The sequence below is a fragment of the Trichocoleus desertorum ATA4-8-CV12 genome, assembly GCA_019358975.1.
In the GTDB taxonomy this organism is placed as follows: Bacteria; Cyanobacteriota; Cyanobacteriia; order FACHB-46; family FACHB-46; genus Trichocoleus; species Trichocoleus desertorum_A.
In genome coordinates, this window is record JAHHIL010000002.1 from 140,146 (window position 1) to 160,153 (window position 20,008).

Annotated in this window: 22 protein-coding genes; 13 read left to right on the forward strand and 9 right to left on the reverse strand. The window is 48.7% G+C overall.

Going from position 1 to position 20,008, the window contains the following annotated elements; all coding sequences use genetic code 11:
• Positions 1-4: 4 nt before the first annotated feature.
• The gene (locus KME12_03195; protein ID MBW4486778.1) at positions 5-1,120 is read left to right on the forward strand and encodes an AI-2E family transporter; all 1,116 of its coding nucleotides are present in this window, start codon (positions 5-7) and stop codon (positions 1,118-1,120) included.
• 125 nt (positions 1,121-1,245) lie between these two features.
• Positions 1,246-2,037: a YdcF family protein gene (locus tag KME12_03200; GenBank protein ID MBW4486779.1), complete on the forward strand. Its 792-nt coding sequence runs from the start codon at positions 1,246-1,248 to the stop codon at positions 2,035-2,037.
• A gap of 18 nt (positions 2,038-2,055) precedes the next feature.
• Here KME12_03200 and KME12_03205 read toward each other — a convergent pair whose 3' ends face one another.
• The gene (locus tag KME12_03205; protein ID MBW4486780.1) at positions 2,056-3,078 is read right to left on the reverse strand and encodes a CHAD domain-containing protein; all 1,023 of its coding nucleotides are present in this window, start codon (positions 3,076-3,078) and stop codon (positions 2,056-2,058) included.
• A 327-nt stretch (positions 3,079-3,405) separates the two neighbouring features.
• Between KME12_03205 and KME12_03210 the strand changes: the two genes are divergently transcribed.
• On the forward strand, positions 3,406-3,630 hold the full coding sequence (locus tag KME12_03210) for a hypothetical protein (protein MBW4486781.1): 225 nt from the start codon (positions 3,406-3,408) through the stop codon (positions 3,628-3,630).
• 223 nt (positions 3,631-3,853) lie between these two features.
• Here the strand turns inward: KME12_03210 and KME12_03215 are convergent, their stop codons facing one another.
• Together KME12_03215 and KME12_03220 are read right to left on the reverse strand one after the other, a co-directional pair.
• A complete protein-coding gene (locus KME12_03215; GenBank protein ID MBW4486782.1) occupies positions 3,854-4,078 on the reverse strand; it encodes a ferredoxin-thioredoxin reductase variable chain in 225 nt (74 codons plus the stop codon).
• 128 nt (positions 4,079-4,206) lie between these two features.
• On the reverse strand, positions 4,207-6,204 hold the full coding sequence (locus KME12_03220) for a serine/threonine-protein phosphatase (GenBank protein MBW4486783.1): 1,998 nt from the start codon (positions 6,202-6,204) through the stop codon (positions 4,207-4,209).
• Between the two features lie 316 nt (positions 6,205-6,520).
• Here KME12_03220 and KME12_03225 point away from each other — a divergent pair, with 316 nt between their 5' ends.
• Positions 6,521-6,952 (forward strand): NfeD family protein, encoded by a 432-nt coding sequence (locus KME12_03225; protein ID MBW4486784.1) that lies wholly within the window; start codon positions 6,521-6,523, stop codon positions 6,950-6,952.
• Positions 6,953-7,074: 122 nt separating this feature from the next.
• Positions 7,075-8,076, forward strand: coding sequence for an SPFH/Band 7/PHB domain protein (locus KME12_03230; protein MBW4486785.1), 1,002 nt, complete (start codon positions 7,075-7,077; stop codon positions 8,074-8,076).
• A gap of 77 nt (positions 8,077-8,153) precedes the next feature.
• On the opposite strand, the gene KME12_03235 is transcribed toward KME12_03230, so the two are convergent.
• Positions 8,154-8,561 carry a transcriptional repressor gene (locus KME12_03235; GenBank protein MBW4486786.1) on the reverse strand — a complete coding sequence of 136 codons (408 nt, stop codon included), beginning with the start codon at positions 8,559-8,561 and terminating at the stop codon, positions 8,154-8,156.
• Positions 8,562-8,720: 159 nt separating this feature from the next.
• On the opposite strand from KME12_03235, the gene purS reads away from it, so the two are divergent.
• The 4 genes from purS to KME12_03255 are packed head-to-tail and all read left to right on the forward strand — an operon-like array spanning position 8,721 to position 10,583.
• Positions 8,721-9,005 carry a phosphoribosylformylglycinamidine synthase subunit PurS gene (gene purS, locus KME12_03240; GenBank protein ID MBW4486787.1) on the forward strand — a complete coding sequence of 95 codons (285 nt, stop codon included), beginning with the start codon at positions 8,721-8,723 and terminating at the stop codon, positions 9,003-9,005.
• Positions 9,002-9,700, forward strand: coding sequence for a phosphoribosylformylglycinamidine synthase subunit PurQ (purQ, locus tag KME12_03245; GenBank protein ID MBW4486788.1), 699 nt, complete (start codon positions 9,002-9,004; stop codon positions 9,698-9,700). Before purS ends, purQ begins: the two co-directional genes overlap by 4 nt.
• Positions 9,666-9,869 carry a hypothetical protein gene (locus KME12_03250; GenBank protein ID MBW4486789.1) on the forward strand — a complete coding sequence of 68 codons (204 nt, stop codon included), beginning with the start codon at positions 9,666-9,668 and terminating at the stop codon, positions 9,867-9,869. Before purQ ends, KME12_03250 begins: the two co-directional genes overlap by 35 nt.
• A 33-nt stretch (positions 9,870-9,902) precedes the next feature.
• Positions 9,903-10,583, forward strand: a complete 681-nt coding sequence (locus KME12_03255; protein MBW4486790.1) for a TVP38/TMEM64 family protein — start codon at positions 9,903-9,905, stop codon at positions 10,581-10,583.
• Between the two features lie 20 nt (positions 10,584-10,603).
• On the opposite strand, the gene KME12_03260 is transcribed toward KME12_03255, so the two are convergent.
• Positions 10,604-10,981 (reverse strand): hypothetical protein, encoded by a 378-nt coding sequence (locus tag KME12_03260; GenBank protein MBW4486791.1) that lies wholly within the window; start codon positions 10,979-10,981, stop codon positions 10,604-10,606.
• A gap of 118 nt (positions 10,982-11,099) precedes the next feature.
• Positions 11,100-12,791 (reverse strand): GH3 auxin-responsive promoter family protein, encoded by a 1,692-nt coding sequence (locus tag KME12_03265; GenBank protein ID MBW4486792.1) that lies wholly within the window; start codon positions 12,789-12,791, stop codon positions 11,100-11,102.
• Between the two features lie 272 nt (positions 12,792-13,063).
• Between KME12_03265 and KME12_03270 the strand changes: the two genes are divergently transcribed.
• The 3 genes from KME12_03270 (at position 13,064) to KME12_03280 (ending at position 15,562) form a co-directional block, all read left to right on the forward strand.
• Positions 13,064-13,567, forward strand: coding sequence for a sterol desaturase family protein (locus tag KME12_03270; GenBank protein ID MBW4486793.1), 504 nt, complete (start codon positions 13,064-13,066; stop codon positions 13,565-13,567).
• 161 nt (positions 13,568-13,728) lie between these two features.
• Entirely contained in the window at positions 13,729-14,037 is a 309-nt protein-coding gene (locus KME12_03275) for a DUF962 domain-containing protein (GenBank protein ID MBW4486794.1), read from the forward strand.
• 127 nt (positions 14,038-14,164) lie between these two features.
• Positions 14,165-15,562, forward strand: coding sequence for an amidohydrolase family protein (locus KME12_03280; GenBank protein MBW4486795.1), 1,398 nt, complete (start codon positions 14,165-14,167; stop codon positions 15,560-15,562).
• Positions 15,563-15,683: 121 nt separating this feature from the next.
• Here the strand turns inward: KME12_03280 and KME12_03285 are convergent, their stop codons facing one another.
• The 3 genes from KME12_03285 to KME12_03295 all read right to left on the reverse strand — a co-directional run bounded on the left by KME12_03285 (position 15,684) and on the right by KME12_03295 (position 18,651).
• Entirely contained in the window at positions 15,684-16,634 is a 951-nt protein-coding gene (locus KME12_03285) for a GDP-mannose 4,6-dehydratase (GenBank protein ID MBW4486796.1), read from the reverse strand.
• Between the two features lie 98 nt (positions 16,635-16,732).
• On the reverse strand, positions 16,733-17,638 hold the full coding sequence (locus tag KME12_03290) for a methionine synthase (GenBank protein MBW4486797.1): 906 nt from the start codon (positions 17,636-17,638) through the stop codon (positions 16,733-16,735).
• A gap of 8 nt (positions 17,639-17,646) precedes the next feature.
• Positions 17,647-18,651, reverse strand: coding sequence for an alpha-1,3-mannosyltransferase family protein (locus tag KME12_03295; protein ID MBW4486798.1), 1,005 nt, complete (start codon positions 18,649-18,651; stop codon positions 17,647-17,649).
• A gap of 377 nt (positions 18,652-19,028) precedes the next feature.
• Between KME12_03295 and KME12_03300 the strand changes: the two genes are divergently transcribed.
• The gene (locus KME12_03300) at positions 19,029-19,970 is read left to right on the forward strand and encodes a hypothetical protein (GenBank protein ID MBW4486799.1); all 942 of its coding nucleotides are present in this window, start codon (positions 19,029-19,031) and stop codon (positions 19,968-19,970) included.
• Positions 19,971-20,008 lie beyond the last annotated feature (38 nt).

Genomic DNA, 20,008 nt, shown 5'->3' on the forward strand with positions numbered 1-20,008 from the left:
CTTTATGACTAACTCCCCCAATAAAGTGCAGCGATGGTTGGCCTTGGGTTTGCCGTTTCCGTTGATTGTGCTCAACGCTTGGGTTGCTCTTCGAGTCTTCGATTATTTTGAGCCACTGGTCACGGTCTTTGGCCTCGCTGTTTTGTTAGCTTTCGTCTTAAACTATCCCGTGCGTTTTTTGCACCAAGGCGGTATGCAGCGCAATCGAGCCGTGGTCTTAACGTTCTTGGTAGCGCTCATCGTTTTGATTGGCGTAGGAGTAACACTCATTCCCATCTTGCTGGAGCAACTCAGCGAAGTGCTCAGAGTTTTGCCCAGTTGGATTGATTCAGGCAGTACGAAACTGGAGCGCTTGAACCAATGGCTAGAAGCTCGCAACTTACCCATCGACTTTAGTCATTTGACGACTCAGTTAACCGATCGCTTCCCCGATGAAGTCCAAGCCCTCGCCGAAGAATTACTCACCTTAGCTTTGGATGCCGTCAACAGTGTTTCTGATGTGCTGCTGACAACTGTGTTGACGTTTTATCTGTTGCTGGACGGCGATCGCCTCTGGAACGGGCTGTTCCGTCGCTTGCCCAGTCGCTTTGGGGTGCCAATTCAGCGATCGCTCCAACAAAACTTTCAAAACTATTTTCTGGGTCAAGTTACTCTCGCAGCCCTTGTCGGTACTGCCATGACCTTGGCTTTTTTAGCCCTGAGGCTGAAGTTTGGCTTGCTGTTTGGCCTCGGCATTGGGGTCATGACCCTGATTCCCTTTGGCGATGTCCTCAGTTTTGTTTTAGTGGGGCTCCTAATTGCATCCCATGATTTTTGGTTAGGCATCAAGACACTTGGGGTCGCTGTAGTGATTGATCAAATCATTGACCAAGCGATCGCGCCCAGACTGTTGGGCAGCTTTACAGGTCTAAGCCCGATCTGGGTCATTGCCGTTTTGGTCATTGGCACGAAAATTGGGGGATTGTTGGGACTCCTGATTGCCGTCCCTATCGCCAGTTCAATCAAAAGTTTGTTGGATCTTAGCCTAAAGTCCGCTCCTGAAGACAACGGTCACGAATTTGAGCCTTCCCAGCTCAATCCCATGCAACTTGCGCCCTCCGAATCTGATCCTTGTCCGTAGAAGTAAAGCGTTTAGTAGGGGAGCTTAAGGCAGTTGCCAGGGTGCTTGAAGGAAAGCTTCGGCCTACGGCTCAACTCAGCACCTATTAGATCTGCTTAGATCTGCAAAACATCTGCGAAATATTCATGTTCATATTTCTATCGAAGCTGCTGCCTTTATTTTTGTATCCGTTAGGACTGACTTGTCTGCTCTTGGTGGTGGCCTTGTTGACATTTTGGAAGCGCCCCCGGATTGCCGCTGGTGCGATCGCCCTTGCCCTCACCATTTTGCTATTGGGAGGGAATGGTTGGGTCGCCAACCAATTGGTGCGATCGCTAGAGTGGCAAAATTTACCCGCAGCAGAGCTACCAACCGCAGATGCGATCGTCGTCTTGGGTGGTGCTACCAAATCTAGCGCCAAGCCTCGACCTGGAGTGGATTTGAGCGAAGCAGGCGATCGCGTCGTTTATGGGGCACAACTGTATCGAGAAGGCAAAGCCCCACTCCTGATTCTCAGTGGCGGGCGGATTAACTGGCGAGGTGGGGGATCTCCAGAATCAGCTGATATGGCGGCTCTGATGCAAAGTTGGGGCGTACCCCAGTCGGCAATTCTGCAAGACCCGCGATCGCTGAACACCTACGAGAATGCCGTTAATGTGAAGCAAATCCTAAAATCCCACCAGCTTAAACGGATTTTGCTCGTCACCTCAGCCATGCATATGCCGCGATCGCGACTGATTTTCCAGCGTCAGGGGATTGAGGCCATCCCAGCTCCAACCGACTTTTTAATCACAGAGCTAGAAATGCAAGAGTTGCAGAGTAGCCCAGAGTCGTTCTTACTCAATCTGCTGCCTGATGCCGATCGGCTACAACAATCTTCTCGCGTCCTGAAGGAGTATTTAGGATTAGTTATTTATCGCCTACGAGGTTGGTTGTAATACACCTGTATCGGTCAACTACGCTCTCCCATTCGCCCCCACAGTCACAACCACTTCTGAAGTGGGGCTGATATGGGATACGACAGGATGCATCACTTGCAGCCGCAGCGTGTTTCGGAAATCAGGATCGAGGTAGCGCCGTTGAATCGGTTGCCAGCTTTGCCACAGTTGCAATTTTCTTTGTTGAATCTGCTCGTTCAAACTGGGTAGCGCTGTAGCCAAGTCTGACTCTAGTTCGGTGCTGAGGAACTCACTCAACACTGAATAATCTTGAATTTGACCCAGCACTTCCTGAATATTTTTGAAGTCTTCGACTTGAGCTGCATAGGCAGGCTCATAAAAGTCAGTAAAGAATTCTGTTTGATAGCGCACTCGCTTAAGTTGCTTGCGCAGATCATGCAGTTGGGCTGCTTGTTTTACCAGTAAAGCTTGAACGGTTTTGGCATCTAACTTGGATGAGTATTGAGTTTGGCCTAGGGTTGCTCCGACTAGCCAACCGGGATGCAGCAGCAGTTGACTAATGAGAGGCAGTAATAAATCGGGGAGAACCTTAAGGATGGGTTCGTTTGCGATCGCCTGATATTGCGGTTGTTTAACCCAATGAGAAAAGGCTTTTTTGAACTTTTGATAATGTCCGCGATGAAGGGTTTTTTCCAGCTCAGAAAAGTGATGCGATCGCTGCTTTTGCAGTTTTTTAAAGATGGCATCTAACTGTTTTTGTTCTGGTTTTTTAAGTGAGGGATAGTAACGATTTTTTAACTCGTCTTGAAGTACATCTAAGTCTCGAACTGCTCCTAGCTTTTTAGCAATTTTACTAATCCGAGGAATATTAGTTGCCTTGGGTAAATCTAAAGCGGGGCCAAACACTTGCAGGGCAGTCCGGAGACGGCGCATGCCAACTCGCATTTGATGTACATTTTCTGGCTCCGAGTCTTGCAGAACGGCTGCTTCAGGCTTTATAGACTTTTTGAAGTGCTGTTGAATTGCCGCATGAGCATATTCTCCTAAGGTTGCCAGTTTTTCTGATGTCTGAATTTGCATAGCTCTTGATCACAACACTAAAGGTATCAGGATGGCAAATCTTGTCGTAGATTTTGTCAAGCTTTTACTACTATTTTGTTGCTTTCAACTGGCTAGTTGTTCATCCCTTAGACAGTTAAGTTTAGGACTGTCTATATAAATTTGCTTAGGTAAAGAGAGCTAGTCAGGACGATCATTTTTCTTCCAAAGCTTATTGTCTGAAGCATAGCTAGTTAAACTATAAAAGCATGGTACTAGCGGTTAGATAAATTTCCACAGTGAAGCCCGCAAAGTTAAAAAAATTATTTATTAAAAGCAAATTGAAACCCTTAGAAATTAGCAGCTGAAATGACTCAACCTCTGCATTGGCTGGTTCCAGCTCCCCCAAAGGCTGCTGAGATTTTCGCGGTTTACCAAGCCACGCATGAATTCTATCGAGAGGCGCAGTATCGAGAAGCATTGGAGGAGTATTACGAATGGTATGAGCAGACTGCTGCTGCTCATCAGCAGGAAGCTGAGAAAATGCGGAAGGATGTGAATATTTTTGGCTGGTTTAGTCGGCGCGATCGCTAACATTACATTCGCTGGGAGAACCAAGAGCTTGGGGGCACCTACCCCCAAACCCCCGCTGAGGGACGGTTACGTCCCCCAAAATCCCTCCAAAAGGTTCGTTAGACAAGGTGGCAAACAAAAACCCCTGATACTTCTAACTAGGAGAAATCAATCAGAGGTGATCAAGCTGATGAATTTTGCACCTGAGGGTGAGTTGAATAGGAGTGGGCTCCTAGGAACAGAATTAAGCTGTCACTTCTACTTCTATTTCTTGCAGGTGAGCACGGAATTTTTTGTCGAATTTGACCTGAATGGGTAAGTTGGCACTGACAGGTCGCCCATGCCACTCTGTTACAACAGCTATCACTTCGCCTTCCTGACCTTTGATATCAAATGCTTGATTGCGATGGTCAGGGTGATGGTACACAATGACGGATTCTTTGACGCGAACGCGATCGCCAACTTTCATAATCCTCGTGTTTCCTCTTCAACAACCCGAACCAATACAGCGCTCAGCCGTAGCTAGCACTTGCAGACAATCTTTTTATCTTCACATAAGAGTGGCATTTATCTGCACACAAGAGTGGGACTTTCCGATCAATTGCTAGGGGAACTGGGGGGTAAAGTTTGATTGAGGGGGTTGGGCAGGCGTTGTCGTAGTTGTTGGAAGCTTTGAGGATTGAGTTGCGACCAAGCAATTAAACCAGCGGTTCCTCCAGCAGCCAACAGGATTAATAAGCTGAGGACGACGAAGCGGTTGCGCTTGCGAGTTACCGTGCCGACTGGAGCACCAGTGACGGGGGCGGGAGTTTCATCTGATTCGCCGTAGAGTAACGCCTTGGAGGCTTCAGACATGTCTGAGGGCCAGCTGCCCGTTACATTGGTCGTTCCTCGTTTGGGATCGAACCAGTTGAGCTGGAAGTCGGAAGAGACTCGACAGTGCATCAACACGACAGAAGTGTTGTCATAGCCGTTGTGTTGGTTGGCTAAATCAACCAAGGCTTGAACTGCGGCAGACAAAGATAATTTACCTTGCAGCACAGGTTCGGCGTAATCAACCCAGGCTCGCTCGATTAAACCGTTGTCACTTAAGCCATCAGAGCAGAGCAAAAGTAACCCATCTTCCTCAACAATGAAACGCTGCACTGTAGGTCGGAGAAAATCGGCATCTCTGGTGCCTAGGGCTTGCGTTAAAGCGCCTGCGTCGGGTCTTTGTAGCGCTTCGCGATAAAGGCTACGGCCTAAGCGCACTTCTCTGGTTGTCACGTCGTCGTCTAGCGTCAAGAGATGGCAGTAGTGGGGGGTGATCCAGTAAGCACGGCTGTCGCCCACATTGGCAATGTATAGTTCATGCGCGTTGTCTGCGGTTGCGCCTGAGGTCAGCCTGATTCGTTGCGGTAATTGCAGGGCCATAACTAAGGTGGTTCCCATACGCTGCCGTGACTCTCGCCCTTGGGTGTCATTTTGGGCTGAAATCAAGTTGTTCACGACGCGAATCGCTGCTTCTAGCTGCTCCATGATTAGCTCTGGGGCCAGCAGTTCTTCTTGCTCTTCTACCTCAGCCAGAAAGGCGCGAATTTGGAGTTTGAGCGATCGCACTGCCAATTGACTAGCCACTTCACCACCTTCATGACCGCCAATGCCATCACAGACGATCGCCAAGTGGGGCACTAATTTTTCTTTAGGGCGGGCTTGTCCTTCCCGCAAGTCAGCCACAGTGGGGAAATAAGCATCTTCATTCAGCGATCGCTGCTTGCCTGTATCCGACTCGCCCAGCAACTTGAGATGTAGAGGCAATTGGGAGGATTGTTCTAGCAATAATTGGTTGAGTTGCGTAGCCACAGTGGTGAGTGAGGCTTCCGCAGTCCGTAATGGGTGTAAAACAGTTTGGAGAGGCTGGGCAACGACCACTTGAGCTTCCGAAGCCCAGGCAAAAAGGAATTCGCCAAATTCCTCTAAAGTGGGAGGCTGCGGCAACTTGCGATTTAGGAGCGATCGCGGCTGACCAGAAGATTCAGGTGCATCGGCATACAACTCTCGTAGTCGCATCCGCCAGCCTTCTACCCGCAGATTTTCTGGAATCATTAAGCTAGAGGCCACTCCTTGCTCGGACAGTGGTTGCCACAGTTGCAGCAATTGCCACAACCAATACACCTGCCGCATGGAAGTTGTTTGCGGCCATACCTCGGCCATGGAGGGGTGTAAGTTGCCTTGGGAGTCGAGCGGGGCGCTGTCTAGTAGCACAATATCCCACTGAGCCATACCTTCTTGGCTAGCAGCAAATCCATACAACTCTGGCACATGCAAACGCTGTGGATAGAGGTGTAGATAGGCGGCTATCTCGTCGGGCCAAACTTGGGGTAAGTGAGGCAGCAGTCCGGGCTGGGTGTCGAGCCAAACTTGCGGCATCACCACATAGTATCGACCTAGGACCAACTCTCCCGGCGATCGCTGAGTTCCACCGCTGCCACTGGCCCAAAGATAACGATAGATGAGCGGCGTTTCACAACTGTCACAGAGCTTCTGGCCTAGCGAATTCTGCGGATTAGCACAGGCTAGGTTGGGGCAAGAAATTTTTAGCTCAGAACTGCTCATGTGTTCGCACACCCTAAAGCTAAGTGGATCAAAGGGCTAGATCTCTAAAGGCTGAGATAGATTGGTTGTGGCGGCACTCAGTTTTCCACCAGCCTACTCCATCCGTTCTAGGAACCTATCCGAAAACCCCATCCAAAGGTTTTTAATCCTCAAATTCTATCGAGTTTTTAGAGAGGCCCTCAGCCTAGGTTGAAGTACAAGACAGCAATCATAGCAGGGTTAGGGACTACCAGGAATTTGCGATCGCAGCAAACCAAGCTGGAATTTAGCTGAGTGTCTGTGAATCTATCTTCATCGCGCGGCGCAGGATATGGTTATGGCTTTCAGTCCTACAGTGCTTTGGTTACTGATAGGAGTTGGGTTTTGTTTAGTAGAGCTATTGCTACCCACTGCCTTTATCTCATCCGTGATGGGCGTGAGTGCGTTGATCGTTGCCCTCATCTCCCTAGTTTTGCCACAACTCAGTTGGCAAATTATTCTCTGGATGATTATTTCTGTGACCCTAGTCGTTTTGGTGCAACGCTGGGTTCCTAAACAGAAGGCATCCGCGCTCATGGATGACGTCGAGGCTGAAACGCTCACCGAAATTTTGCCTGGAAAGATGGGGCGGGTACTCTACGAAGGCAACTCCTGGCAAGGGCGATGTGGCGATGAATCCTTAGCGATCGCACCTCAACAAAAGGTCTATGTGGTCGGTCGTAAAGGCAACACGCTGCTGATCATGCCCGAAAACTTACTGCATCACTAGGCCAGTTGAACGGGCCAGGTCGGACGGGCCAAATTTGTAAGGCCAAATTTGCAAGGTCAAGGTTGGGCGGCAACTCTGCACTCGGTTTATCCGCTGTTTCAAGCTTCAGGAGATTTAAGTCAATGAACCAATTTATATTAATGCTCTTTCTTGCCTTGGGCGGTGTGGGACTTTCCGGGATAAAAACCCTGAGCCAAGGGAATGAAGCGCTAGTTGAAACCCTGGGACGGTACAACGGCAAAAAGCTCAAACCAGGCTTAAACTACGTCGTGCCTGTTTTAGATCGGGTCGTGTTTAAGGAAACGGTTCGCGAAAAAGTTTTAGACATTCCACCCCAGCAGTGCATTACTCGTGACAACGTGTCCATCACCGTAGATGCCGTAGTCTACTGGCGGATTATGGACATGGAAAAGGCTTGGTACAAGGTGGAAAACCTCAGGTCAGCGATGGTGAACATGGTGCTGACCCAGATCCGGGCCGAAATGGGCAAGCTGGAACTCGATGAAACCTTCACGGCGCGATCGCAAATTAGTGAAATTCTGCTCCGAGAGCTAGACATTGCCACCGACCCTTGGGGTGTGAAAGTCACTCGTGTGGAATTGCGCGACATCGTTCCTTCTAAAGCCGTACAAGAATCAATGGAATTGCAAATGTCGGCAGAACGGCGGAAACGGGCCTCTATTCTGACTTCGGAAGGTGAGAGAGAATCAGCCGTCAACTCTGCCAGAGGCAAGGCAGAAGCTCAAGTGTTAGATGCGGAAGCGCGGCAGAAAGCGGTGATTCTTGAAGCTGAAGCGCAACAAAAAAGCACGATCCTCCGCGCCCAAGCAGAGCGGCAGCAGCAAGTCCTCAAAGCGCAAGCCACCGCTGAGGCAATCCAGATCGTCGCCAAAACCCTCAAAACTGACCCAGATGCTCGTGATACTCTGCAATTCCTACTGGCTCAAAACTATCTAGAAATGGGCACGACCATTGGCAGTAGTGGCAGCAGCAAGGTGATGTTTATGGACCCGCGCAGTATTCCTGCCACCTTAGAAGGGATGCGATCGATCGTGGGAGATGGCACTACTCACGCGAACAACCATACCGCCAAGCTCGACTCTAACAATCTAGGACTTTCCTAGCCTTAAACTCGTCTCAAAATTCCTGTGAAGGGCTACCTCTGCGATCGCGCCGCCTATAGCCCTGCCTATACAAGTGGCTAATTAGCAACCTCACTGGTGCTATGAGCCATCTGGCATGGGTCGCAGAGGCCAAAAAACTCTAGGGTATGGTAGTAGATTTTGAACTGATGCGATCGCTGGAGCTGGGTTTCTAGCTCATGAACAGGACATTCATGAATGGGAATTGAGGCTCCACATTGCAGGCAAGTGAGATGGTGCTTATCTTCCTGGAGACAGCTATACAGCGATTCACCACTCGCTAATGTGCGTACTTGTACCACACCCTCTAATTTCAGAGCATCTAAAGAACGATAGACCGTAGCCAGACCCATACTTTGACTGTGGTTCCGCAATTCTACATAGAGATCTTGAGCAGAGACAGCTCGATTAAGGGTTTTCAGTAGGGCTAGAATACGCTCCTGGCTGCGGGTGCGTTGAGCTTTCATATAAAAACGTTCTCAAGCGGGATTTTGGTGAGGACGCAGTGTGTCCTTATCTTCCAACCTAAACGATCCAGACTGCACAAATTGGAAATCGCAGCCTTAGAATTAGGACAGGCTACGGTGTATAAGCCGTCCATTCACTCTTTAAGTTAAGGCGCTGCTGTGACTCGAAAGTATCAGGCTCGAATCTATGTTACCCTCCGCCCCTCCGTATTGGACCCAGCAGGCACCGCAGTGCAGTCAGGGCTGCAACATATGGGCTATGACAATGTGGAGCAAGTGCGAATTGGGAAGTATGTGGAATTGACGCTAACAGCGGCAGATGAAGCAGCGGCTCGACAGCAACTGGATCAAGTTTGCGACCAACTCCTCGCCAATCCTGTGATCGAGAATTATCGGTTTGAACTCACCGAATCAGCCACCCTTAGCTCAGGGGTAAATGCATGAAGTTTGGCATTGTCGTGTTTCCTGGCTCCAATTGCGATCGCGATGTGGCGACTGTGACCGAGGGCTTACTGCAGCAGCCCACTCGCATGGTCTGGCATGAGGAAAGTGATATTTCCGATTTAGATGTCGTGGTCGTTCCTGGCGGTTTCAGCTATGGCGACTACCTGCGCTGTGGAGCGATCGCGCGTTTTTCTCCCGTCATGCAAGCCACCCTTAAGCATGCTGAGCAAGGCAAGCTAGTCCTAGGAATTTGCAATGGTTTTCAGGTATTAACAGAAGCAGGATTACTGCCTGGTGCCTTGGTTCGAAACCGTGACTTGCACTTTATTTGCGATCGCGTCCCGGTCAAGGTGGAGCGCAATGATTTGCCTTGGACCCAGGAGTATCGAGCGGGTGAAGTGATTACCCTGCCAATCGCTCACGGGGAAGGCAGTTATTACGCGGACCCAGACAGCTTGGCGGAGCTAGAAGCCAATGGTCAAGTGCTGTTCCGTTATTGCACGGCGGCGGGAGCCCCTGAGAATGGCAGCAACCCCAATGGCTCACTCAACAACATTGCTGGCATTTGCAATCGTCGGGGCAATGTTTTAGGCATGATGCCTCACCCAGAGCGGGCTGCCGAACCCATTTTGGGCAATATCGACGGCATGAAGCTATTTCATGGCTTGTTGTCTGCGGTTGCTGCGATCGCCTAATTTTCTTAAGCCGCTGGAGCGATCGCTTAGCTTACTCAATCATGTAGCTAGAGCGATCGCTTCTGCTGTATTGGCCATCACCATCAATATTGGCTACGAGCATTGGCAACCACAGCGGGTTCCTATCTGTAGTCAGATGCGATCGCTGCCCAGACTCCCTTACTCTTAGGCTTTTAAAGCACAAAGGTTTCTGGATACGATTATGCGATTGTTGCGGCGTAAAAGATTTTGGCTATTCGTGGCTACGATCGCTGTAATTGCTTTAATTAGTGTGCTCTTTCTCAAGGGCTGGTTTCTCAATCTCAGGAACTGGCTGCGGACCTTAGGACCGTGGGCTATTCCTATGTTTATCACCGTCTATATCCTGATGACCCTAGCTGGGCTACCTAACGCCTTACTCATGCTCGGTTCTGGCACGTTATTTGGCTTTAGCAAAGGAGTGCTCTACGCCTCAATTGCCGACATCCTAGGAGCTACGGCTTGCTATGTCGTGGGCAAAACCATCGCCCGCAAACAAATCAAGAAATGGCTTGCTAAAAATCCCAAGTTTCTCGAACTCGATAAAGCGATCGCCCGTAAGGGATGGAAAATCATCTTACTAACTCGCCTCTCGCCAATTTTGCCTTCCAGCTTGCTGAACTATGGCTTTAGCTGTACCAAGGTCAAATTTAGAGACTACTTCATCTTTACCTGGATTGGGATGCTGCCTGTAGTTTCCTTCTACGTCTATCTTGGCTCTTTCGGCTTCAGGATGTTCGGCAAAAGTGGTACCCCCGAAAACCTGCTGATCCAGTTGGCAGGTTTGCTCGCCACTATAGCGACTGCCCTTTACACCACGCGAGTCGCCAAGCAAGCCCTCAGGCAAGCTGAAGATACTGCCTAGAACGATTGAGAATGGGTTAACTATTCGGGTTGCTGGAGTTCATTGGGCTGTCTCAGCTTGAACCAAGCGAGCAGCATCTCCAGAATGCGGTTAAGGCTACCCGGATGCGCGATCGCCCAGATATTAATCAATAGGCAGGTGCTAGCCAACCAAAACAAAATGTAGGTGGGGGGCATCACAACGCCAATCACCAGCCACGTTAAGACATGCAGCACCATGATGAGGGCGAAGCTACTGGCTAAACTAACAGCTCGCTGAATCTGCACGCTGGGACGACGCAAGAGCACCAGCCCTAGGGTCAGCGAGGTAGACAGTAAGTTAGCTGGCACCAAGAACGCGCAAATGGCGATACAGTGGGTCCGGGAAAATTCAAATAGAGAGTTGAGAGCGTCAAACATGAAGGATGAACCGTTAGAGTCTGGGTGCGATCGATTTGAGCGATCGCTCTAAGGTTATATATAACTAACCATTTCATTCTTTGAGAGTAACCACTCACCTTTTTTAACAACTCAACACTCAACAAACAGCCACATCCTCTGGCAACCTAACTTCTCGCTGAATTTCTAAGCCAGCTAAAAAGCGACGGTCCTCACTAATGTGAGGGAACTTAAGCTGCGAGTCGGGAACTCCTTTTTGCAATTGCCGTTGCCGTACGACCGCAAAACTACCAGGTGCGAGAATGCGCAATCGCGGAGCAGGCACTACATCGGGACGCTTGACTCTGTAAGAGGTATGGATTGCCTGAAGTTTCTCGTCAAATTGTCGTAAAAACTCGACTGGATTCGTCAAGGTTTGCTCTGGCAATAACTCAATATTCACCAGATAGTGAGCTGGAGTTTCAGTTTCAGAAAGTGTGACGCAAAAATCTTCTAGCGGTAAGCCAAATTCTTGCTGCAAAGCCTGCATGACCTGGGTAACATGAAACTCATTAGTTTTTTCACTTGTGGAAGAAAGAAGCCCACCGAGCCGATGCCGAAAGACAATCAGTGGCGTTTGCTCGTAGAAACCAGTGACCTCCACCACGTCGCCAATGTCATACCGATAGAAACCGCTATAGTTAGTCATCAAAATCCGGTAGCGATCGCCCGCTTTCACCTCTGGCCCTAGCAACGTTTTTGGGTGTTCGGCTTCCCATTGGTCTTCGGGAACAAACTCAAAAAAGCCACTCTCGATCGCCAGAATGCTGCCATCCTGGTTGAGTTCGGGGTAGATGCTAAATGTCCCCTCTGCGGAGGCATAAACCGCGCCATAACCAGGGGTGTCACCAAAATATTCGGGGAAGCGCTCAAAATAAAAGTCTGAGGTGCCGCCGCGAGCCGTCGCGACATAAGCAAGATTAGGCCAAACCAGTTGCGGCGTGAGTCGTCCTGCCGATTTGAGCATCTCCCGTAGTTGTGTGGTCCGTTGCGGTTGAGCTGACCACTGGCGTTCTAACTTGACTCGGACGCTGGGTTCTAGTTTTAGCCAAGGTGCGATCGCTCCCGTTTCCAGATCGTGAATCAGATCTTCGGCATACTGTTCTAAATAGTTGCAAATTCGCAGCACCAACATGGGGAAATTTGCCCCGATCCCTCGCAGATCTGGATTATTGAGGGCAAACAACAAGCAAAGATAGTGGCGGGTCGAACTTTCATTGGGCAGCAACGTCTCGTAAGGGTGTGTGAACAACTGCTCATACAAAAACTTGCCCATCCGCAATACACCGACGCTGGCAGGGCCATAGTCAATACCGCTCGGAGTTGTACCGATAAGTTGCACTGAGTTGGTAGCCAGGAGCTTGCCAAATTGCGATCGCCGTTGCCGTAACCCATCGCTCAAGAAACCAATGCTAGTTAAATTGGCCTGCCGCAGAGAATTTTGAAAGCGTTTGGTGACAGGAATCAATTTATGCTTGCCTGTCGAACCGCTGGTGAGGTTGAGATATACCACGGGGTCAGGGGTCAAGACATTTTGCTCACCCTTGGCAATCCGCTCGGTGTAGGATTCGTAGCTGCTGTAAGGCAGAACGGGGATGCGATCGCGAAATTGGTCAATCGTCTTGATGTCTCGCAAACCATAGTCTCGTCCCAACGCTGTGTCTTGATAGGCGAGGAGCAAGTTTCGCAAAAACTGCTCTTGCACCGCCAAAGGGCGACGAGTTTTTTTCACAAAGCTATTTTTAACTTGACGACTCACGGTCGCCAAAATCGGCAACAAAAAACTGGACATTCGTCTCTCCCTCGCACTTCTCAGCACAGGTGCATTGAATTCCGATTAAAGCTGATTTATTCACGGAGTTCAAATCTATACTAGCCAGTTGGCCACACTACCCAGCCAAACCAATCTATGCTGAGGCAACTTGCGATCGCGTCTCCATCTCGTCTCCTCAGCCTTAAGTCATGTTTTAAAGACATCTCTTAAGTAGCCCCAGAGCAGCTAAGAAGGATGCCAAAATAACTTTAAGTTGGTTCTTTGGGGTAATGGGTGAATAAGGAGACTTCATGTTGACATTAGAGCCGATCGCCATCGGGATTGCTTGTTTCGTCATCGCCTTTATTTTGGCTAGCTTGGTTGAATATTGGATGCATCGCTTAATGCACGCTTCCCCGCGAGTCGGAGAACGCCACCGAGATCACCATCGGCGAAACGAAGGACAAGGTGTGGTGTGGGAATTCCGAGACTATGTCAGAGGCACAATTATTGTGCTGGGTTTGATGTTTTTTGTCTCCATTCCTGCCGGAACTGGGTGGCTTTTGGGCGGCTTGGCCTTTGCGGCATTCTCAGCTTATGCCCATCAACTCCAGCACGAAAATCCCACCAAATGCTTCTGGATGAAGATGCCTGTGCATTACGTGCACCATAAATATGGTATGTGGCATCACAACTTTGGCTTAGCTGTAGATTGGTGGGATCACGTCTTTGGCACCTACAAGCCTGTGGAATGGTTAAACGAAGAAGAACTGAACCAACCCGAACGCAACTATCTCCAACTGCGGTGGTGGTAGCGCTAGCTCAGAGACAGCCCAACTGGGTGATTTTTATAGGAAATAGGCGATCGCCCTCGCCGAAGCCAGAACCCTAGTGCTATGTTGCATAAACAATAGTTCACTATTTCTGGCATGAATTTTTAGCGCGTGAGGATGCCACCTTGAGCGAATTTCGACAGTTGTTGCAAGAATCGAAAGCCCACTTTGTCGCCAGTCATCAAAACCCGATTAATCAGGCTTTGCATCATCTGACTAATATCTTGGCGATCGCAGCGGTAATCTTGCTATTTTACGATTGGCGGCTTACTTTAGTTTGCCTCGTGCTGACTCAAGTATTTGCCCTGGGCGGACATGCCGTCTTCGAAAAAAACCACCCTGCTTTCGTTAAGTATCCTGGCATTACCATTCTCAGTTCTATGACTTGGTCGTTTGAGCATTGGTTTGGCCTGCGCCAAATTCTGGCTTACTTACAGCGTAAGACGGCTTAGACGTTACACTTGTCCAAAAACTCGATAACTTCTTTAGCAAAGTTTGTCGGAGACAAAGCTACAACGCTGCTGAGAACTGTTGTCCCTGTTGTCTCCGCTTTATAGGCTATATCACTGAGGAGCGTTCATGTATCAAGGTTTATTGGTGATCGATGCGGATGCCCATAAGCTCGAAAATCCCCTGCTACTGAGGGATTATATAGAGCCACAGTATCGTGATCGCATTGGTTTAGTGATTGATAGCTTGGGTGACCAGCGGGCTAAGTTGATTGACTTTAACCCCGCTACTGGCAAAAACGATTATGTGCGGATGTTTCCTCAGCCTCAAGGCTTGGGCAAAGGTGGCTTCCGCAACCTCCATCCTGAAACAACCCTGGGTGCCATGTTCAACCGGGTTCGGATTGAGCACATGGATCGCGAAGGTGTAGATGTCCAAGTCATCTACGGCACGCTCAACCTAATTTTCTCTAGTATTTTAGATAAAGATTTTGCGATTGCCCTTTGTCGCGCCTACAACACCTACATGGCAGACGACTGCCGTGGCTATGACAACCGCCTCAAGCCTATCGGTGTGCTTCCTCTACAGGATGTGGATGCGGCCATAGTCGAGATGAAGCGCTGCGTCAACGAGCTAGGTATGATCGGTGTGGCTGTGGCCCCCAACATGCCGATTCCGCATCCCAAAGCCCCCGATGCTTTCCCCGAAGTCCGCACTTGCAAGAACATTAGCCATCCCGACTTCCGCCCACTCCTGCAAACCGCAGTAGACCTTGATATTGCCCTCGGCATTCACGGTGGCCCTGGTTCCTACATGGTGGGTGGTATTGCTGACCACATGGAGACTTTTGTGCTCAGCCACATCTTCGTGCAGCGCAATCAGCAGCAGCTAGCAATGGCGCGGATGGTATTTGATGGTGCCTTTGAGCAATTCCCCACACTGCGGGTTGGTTTTCTCGAAGGTGGCTGTGGTTGGATTCCCGACCTCGCCCATGCTTTCCATGAACACTGGGAGAAGCGGATTCGCGATTTCGATCCTAAGAATCCTTACCGTCCTTCGCTAATGGACTTCACCAAGCTGATGATCCAAGAGCGGGGTGTGCAAAACGTTAATCTACTCAATCAGGCAAAAAATCTGTTCGACTTGCTCTGGAGCGCTGAGCACGATCCAGCCAAGATTGATGACGCAAGCTTATATGAGCACTACGACCTGCGTCACCGCGATCCCCTAGACTACTTCAATCGCGGACAAATCTTTGCTTCCTACGAGTCGGATGATCCAGGCCCTTCCTATATGCCTCAAGCGATGGGTGAAGCGGGCAAGCACATTCCCTGCTTCTCTGGCGACTACGGTCACTGGGATGGTGTTCTGAAGGATTGTGTCAAGGATGCAGCGACCGCGACTGAGTACGATCGCGACCACCTCGGTTTGCTGCTGGGTGGCAATGCATTGGCCTTGTATGGCGATCGCCTCCGCAACTCCTTACCCGATTACGTCAAGGCAGACGCAACTGTAGCTGCCCAGTAATCAGTAGTCCGACAACTGGTAATAATTTTGAGTGGTGTAGGCTTTGTCCCACCACTCAAAGTCCTAATCTATATACCACCTACTAATCTAGGATCGTGGATTAAGCGCTAAGCGATATTGCTTAGGCGTATAAAGCCTGAATCCACTGCCATTCTTGGGCTAAACCTTCTGCTAGCGAGACCTTTGGCTCATAGCCGATCAACTTTTGAGCTTTAGAAACATCGGCTGCTGTGTGACGGGCATCTCCCATCGCTGACTCAATATGGTTGCGGCGAATCGGCTGACCCACAATTTTTTCCATTGTTTCCAGCACTTCGGTCAAGACTACACGGCTGCCTCCGCCAATATTGAAGACTTCACCTACAGCCTCAGGGACAGTTGCGGCTGCTAGATTAGCGGCGATCGCATCAGCAACAAAGGTAAAGTCACGAGTTTGCTGACCGTCTCCATAAATCGGAATAGCCTGATCCTCTAAAACTGCCTTAAAAAACTTATGGAACGCCATGTCTGGGCGCTGGCGGGGTCCATAAACCGTGAAGTAACGCAGAGCTGTCACAGGTACCCCAAAATTTTGGTGATATAGCCAGCACAAGCGCTCCGCTGCCAGCTTAGTAATCCCGTAGGGAGAAACGGGCTGCGGACAAATAGACTCATAGGTAGGCAGCGTTTCAGCATTGCCATAAACCGATGAAGTCGAGGCAAACACAAATCGTTTTAACTGCTTGGCCTCCTTCGCCGCCTCCAGCAAAATCTGAGTCGCATTGAGGTTACGTTCGGTATAAGCTAAAAATCCTGAGCCCCAGCTCGCTCTCACCCCAGCTTGAGCCGCTTGATGGTAAATTACATCAGCATTTGCCAGCAACTCTGCCCAATTGGCCGTTTGAATATCACCCTGAATTAATTGAAACTCTGGATGTTCTTTGAAGCCAGCAATATTTCCCCACTTAAGTGCTGGATCGTAGTAATCATTAAATTGATCGATTCCAATCACCCTTTCACCGCGTTTGAGCAGTGTCTCAGCCAGATGAGAACCGATGAACCCTGCAACACCTGTGACAATACTAGTACTCATAAACTTTAACTGTAGGTTTCTAAGAGTTACACGTTACTAATTAATAGCTAGCTAACAGGACTAGCTAACAAATCAATTGATTCTGTTTGGTGCAGGCATCAGAATTGGCTCCGAACTTTGTTGACTAACTTTTGCCAGAATTTCCCCTTGGGTAGGGCTGAGATTGGATCAGCGGGTGCAGGCTCATGCAGATAGCGGTAGTGCTTCCAAGTGTCCCAGTAAGCACCACCTGGCTGAATTCTTACTCCTGCCCAATGCAAATAGCGAAGTGGCAAGTCAACTTTTGCATCGACCAAGATATTTCCTTGCTGCTGAAAGTGTTTGCTTCCAGCCCAGCAGCCAGGTTGCTTCTGCGGGCTTTGAGCTAAATTTAACCGCTGCGGAATATGCTTTAAGACCAGATAATTTAGAACGGTTTGGTCAGAGTTGAGCAAAAAGAAATACTTAGGATGGCTAACACAGGCCCTAAAAGTATCATAAATGTTTTCTTCAGTGAGTAAGCCTTTTTTAGAAGCCCAAAAGCCACTGTTAAATATGTCTTTTAGTTCAGTATCACTAAAGATTTTATCTTCGATGATTTCGGGCATAAAAACTTGCTTGATGCCACCTGTGTATTGGTAGTCATAACAAAGAAAACCATAGTCAGTTAAATACTCTAAAACATGACTGATTTTCTCGAAAACTACAATATCTGTATCAATATAAAGAAATTCCTCAAATGGGCCAAACCAACAAGCAAGTTTACGAAGTAAATTGGGGCGATCGAAGAGTTTATCTCCACAAACTTGCTGCAATTGCTCTGACAAACGTTGCAAGAACGCCATATCGTCATAAACCTGAACCCCATGCGATCGCTGCAATTGCTCGGCTGCAACCTGATATTGATCGTTATAGGGGATCATGACAATGGGTGTATCCGCATCATAGGCTCGAATACTGTTAAGCAAAGCGATCGCCTGATCCAACACGCGATCGTTCGCCAGAATGTAAATTCCACGGCTCATTTAAAACCTCAGCGACTCAATCCCAATTTCTTCAATGCCCGATCCACAAAAGTAGGAGGTTTATCATAAGCTTGGGGCTTATTTGTAAACTGGGGACGTTTCTCAGGCTCGTGCAGATAGCGATAATGCAAGAAAATGTCGCGGTAAGGAAATTCTATATTTTCTCCACTGCACAACCGAGCAAACAGTTTAGAAGACAAACCAATGTAATGCAGATAAGTAAGCTGTGCTTCCTTGTCGTACAAAACCTGATCCCTCAGCTCAAAATGATCAGAAGTAACGGCATTTCCAGTCGCCTGATCTGCTGGCAACTGTAAGGCCAGATTGTGCACGGGTATCTCAGACCGCATCACCATATAGTTCAGCACAGACTGATTAGGAGCAGGCATACAAAGAACCTCAGCTTCACCTGCTTGCAATTGAGTAATCAGCCAGTCGCGTTGTTTTTGGTCTAGCAATCCTCGTTTAGAGGCATACATGCCAGCACAGAAAACTTCTGAGCGAATCCTAGATTCCGGAAAAACTATCTTTAGCTTAGGAGATTGTAAATTGTAGATGTGCCGAGGACTTTTGTATTGGAAATCATAAACAACAAAATTATGAGCATCTAGCGCCCGAAAAATGTTTTGTAAGGAATTCATCACTAGAACATCGGCGTCTAAGTAGATAAATCTTTCAAAAGGAGCGACTGGATCAAACGCCGCATACCGTCGATTCATGCCTAGACGATGAACCCCAGAAATTCCTTGTTCTTGCCAAGTTTTCAGTGCAGTGGGATGAGCTGCCCAAACCTGTTTTGAGAAGTCTTCCCAAGGGGCAAATAAAGTCGGATCTTCTAAAAGCGTGACATTCTCTCTGGCGGCAATTTCTGTACGTACCTTATCTACTCGCTCGTCATAAGCAATGACACAGACGGGTAGTGAGCTACCAACGTTCGCTTCAATGCTGTTGAGGAGAGCTACTAACTGGTCATAGACCACATCATTAGCAAGGGTATAGATACCGTCTACCATTGAACTCTCCATGCGTACAGGCTTGATGGCAACTTAAGGGCACTCATGTATTTTCTTCATGAGTTACAGTCTAAAATCCGTTGATCTTTATAATTGAAGTTTCAACTGCTAACAGGCATGAATCCTCTAAACCCTACTAATAAGGCTCTAAAATTGCAAACCATCTGAGCTGAATAGTTGATATTTTCAAGGTTTCTTCTTAAAAATCTTCATCGACTTTATGTTTTCTTTGCAGGATGTCCTTTAGGCTATTTATTGGGCTTTCAACCCCTAAAACAATGTCAATACCCACTTAAAATCAATGGCAGAAGCAAAGCCTTTGGCAGGCTCTACTACCCCCGGCATATTTGAATTCCACGTAAGTTAAGGAAAGATTAATGGCATCTCTCACTTGCTCATTATCCATACTGGCGGCGCGGACTGATGTTCCCTTCATGATGCACACCATTCCTCATTTAGTGAGGGCTTGCAACTTTCCTTTCACCCAACGTCTTCTAGCCATCGACACTGCTCCGCTCTCCGGTGACAAGATTGGTCGCCCAGGTATTGGCACTCTTGAGGAGGTGCGAAGCAACTGTGACCAGCTCTTGCAGTCAGGTGTGGTTGATAGAGTAGCTGATATCGATTACTCGGAAGCCTACCACAACCGTATCTATGCTAAACACTTCGGTCGCCGGATTCGCCAAACCCACAACTATAAAGGTTATCCCATCTTAGGCACCCTCTTTAAGATCGAGGAAGCCCAGAGTGATTATGTACTTCACTTTGACAGCGATATGTTGCTCCACCAAGCTCCTGGCTATAGCTGGATTGAGGAAGGCATAGCACTGCTGCAAAAACATCCTGAGATCATGGCTGTCCGACCCTTAACTGGACCACCGACGATGGACGGTAGCCTGTATCAACGTGTCCCCTATGATCGTGATCCCGATGGCTTCTATCGCTTCAAATTCTTTAGTAGTCGGGCTTACCTAATCGACGTTAAGCGGTTTGAGCAGCTACTACCATTGCCTATTCTGTGGCGATCGTACAAAAACGAAATTCTCAATCAGTTACCCAACCCTGTTAAAACGACCCTGAACTATCTCACTGGCAAAAACGCTTTAGATTCCTGGGAGATCATGGTTTCCAATCGGATTGAAGATACTGAATACGTACGGGCTGTTATTGACTCTCCGAAAGCTTGGACGGTGCATCCTAAAGACCGTGGCCCCGAGTTTATTGCGGCTCTGCCTAGCCTGATTCAAAAAATTGAGTCAGGTTGGTACCCCCCTGAGCAAGCGGGGCAATATGACCTCCAGTTTCAGGCTTGGCTTTAATAAGTAGTTGCTCAAAAGCACCATCTTTTACCCAGCGC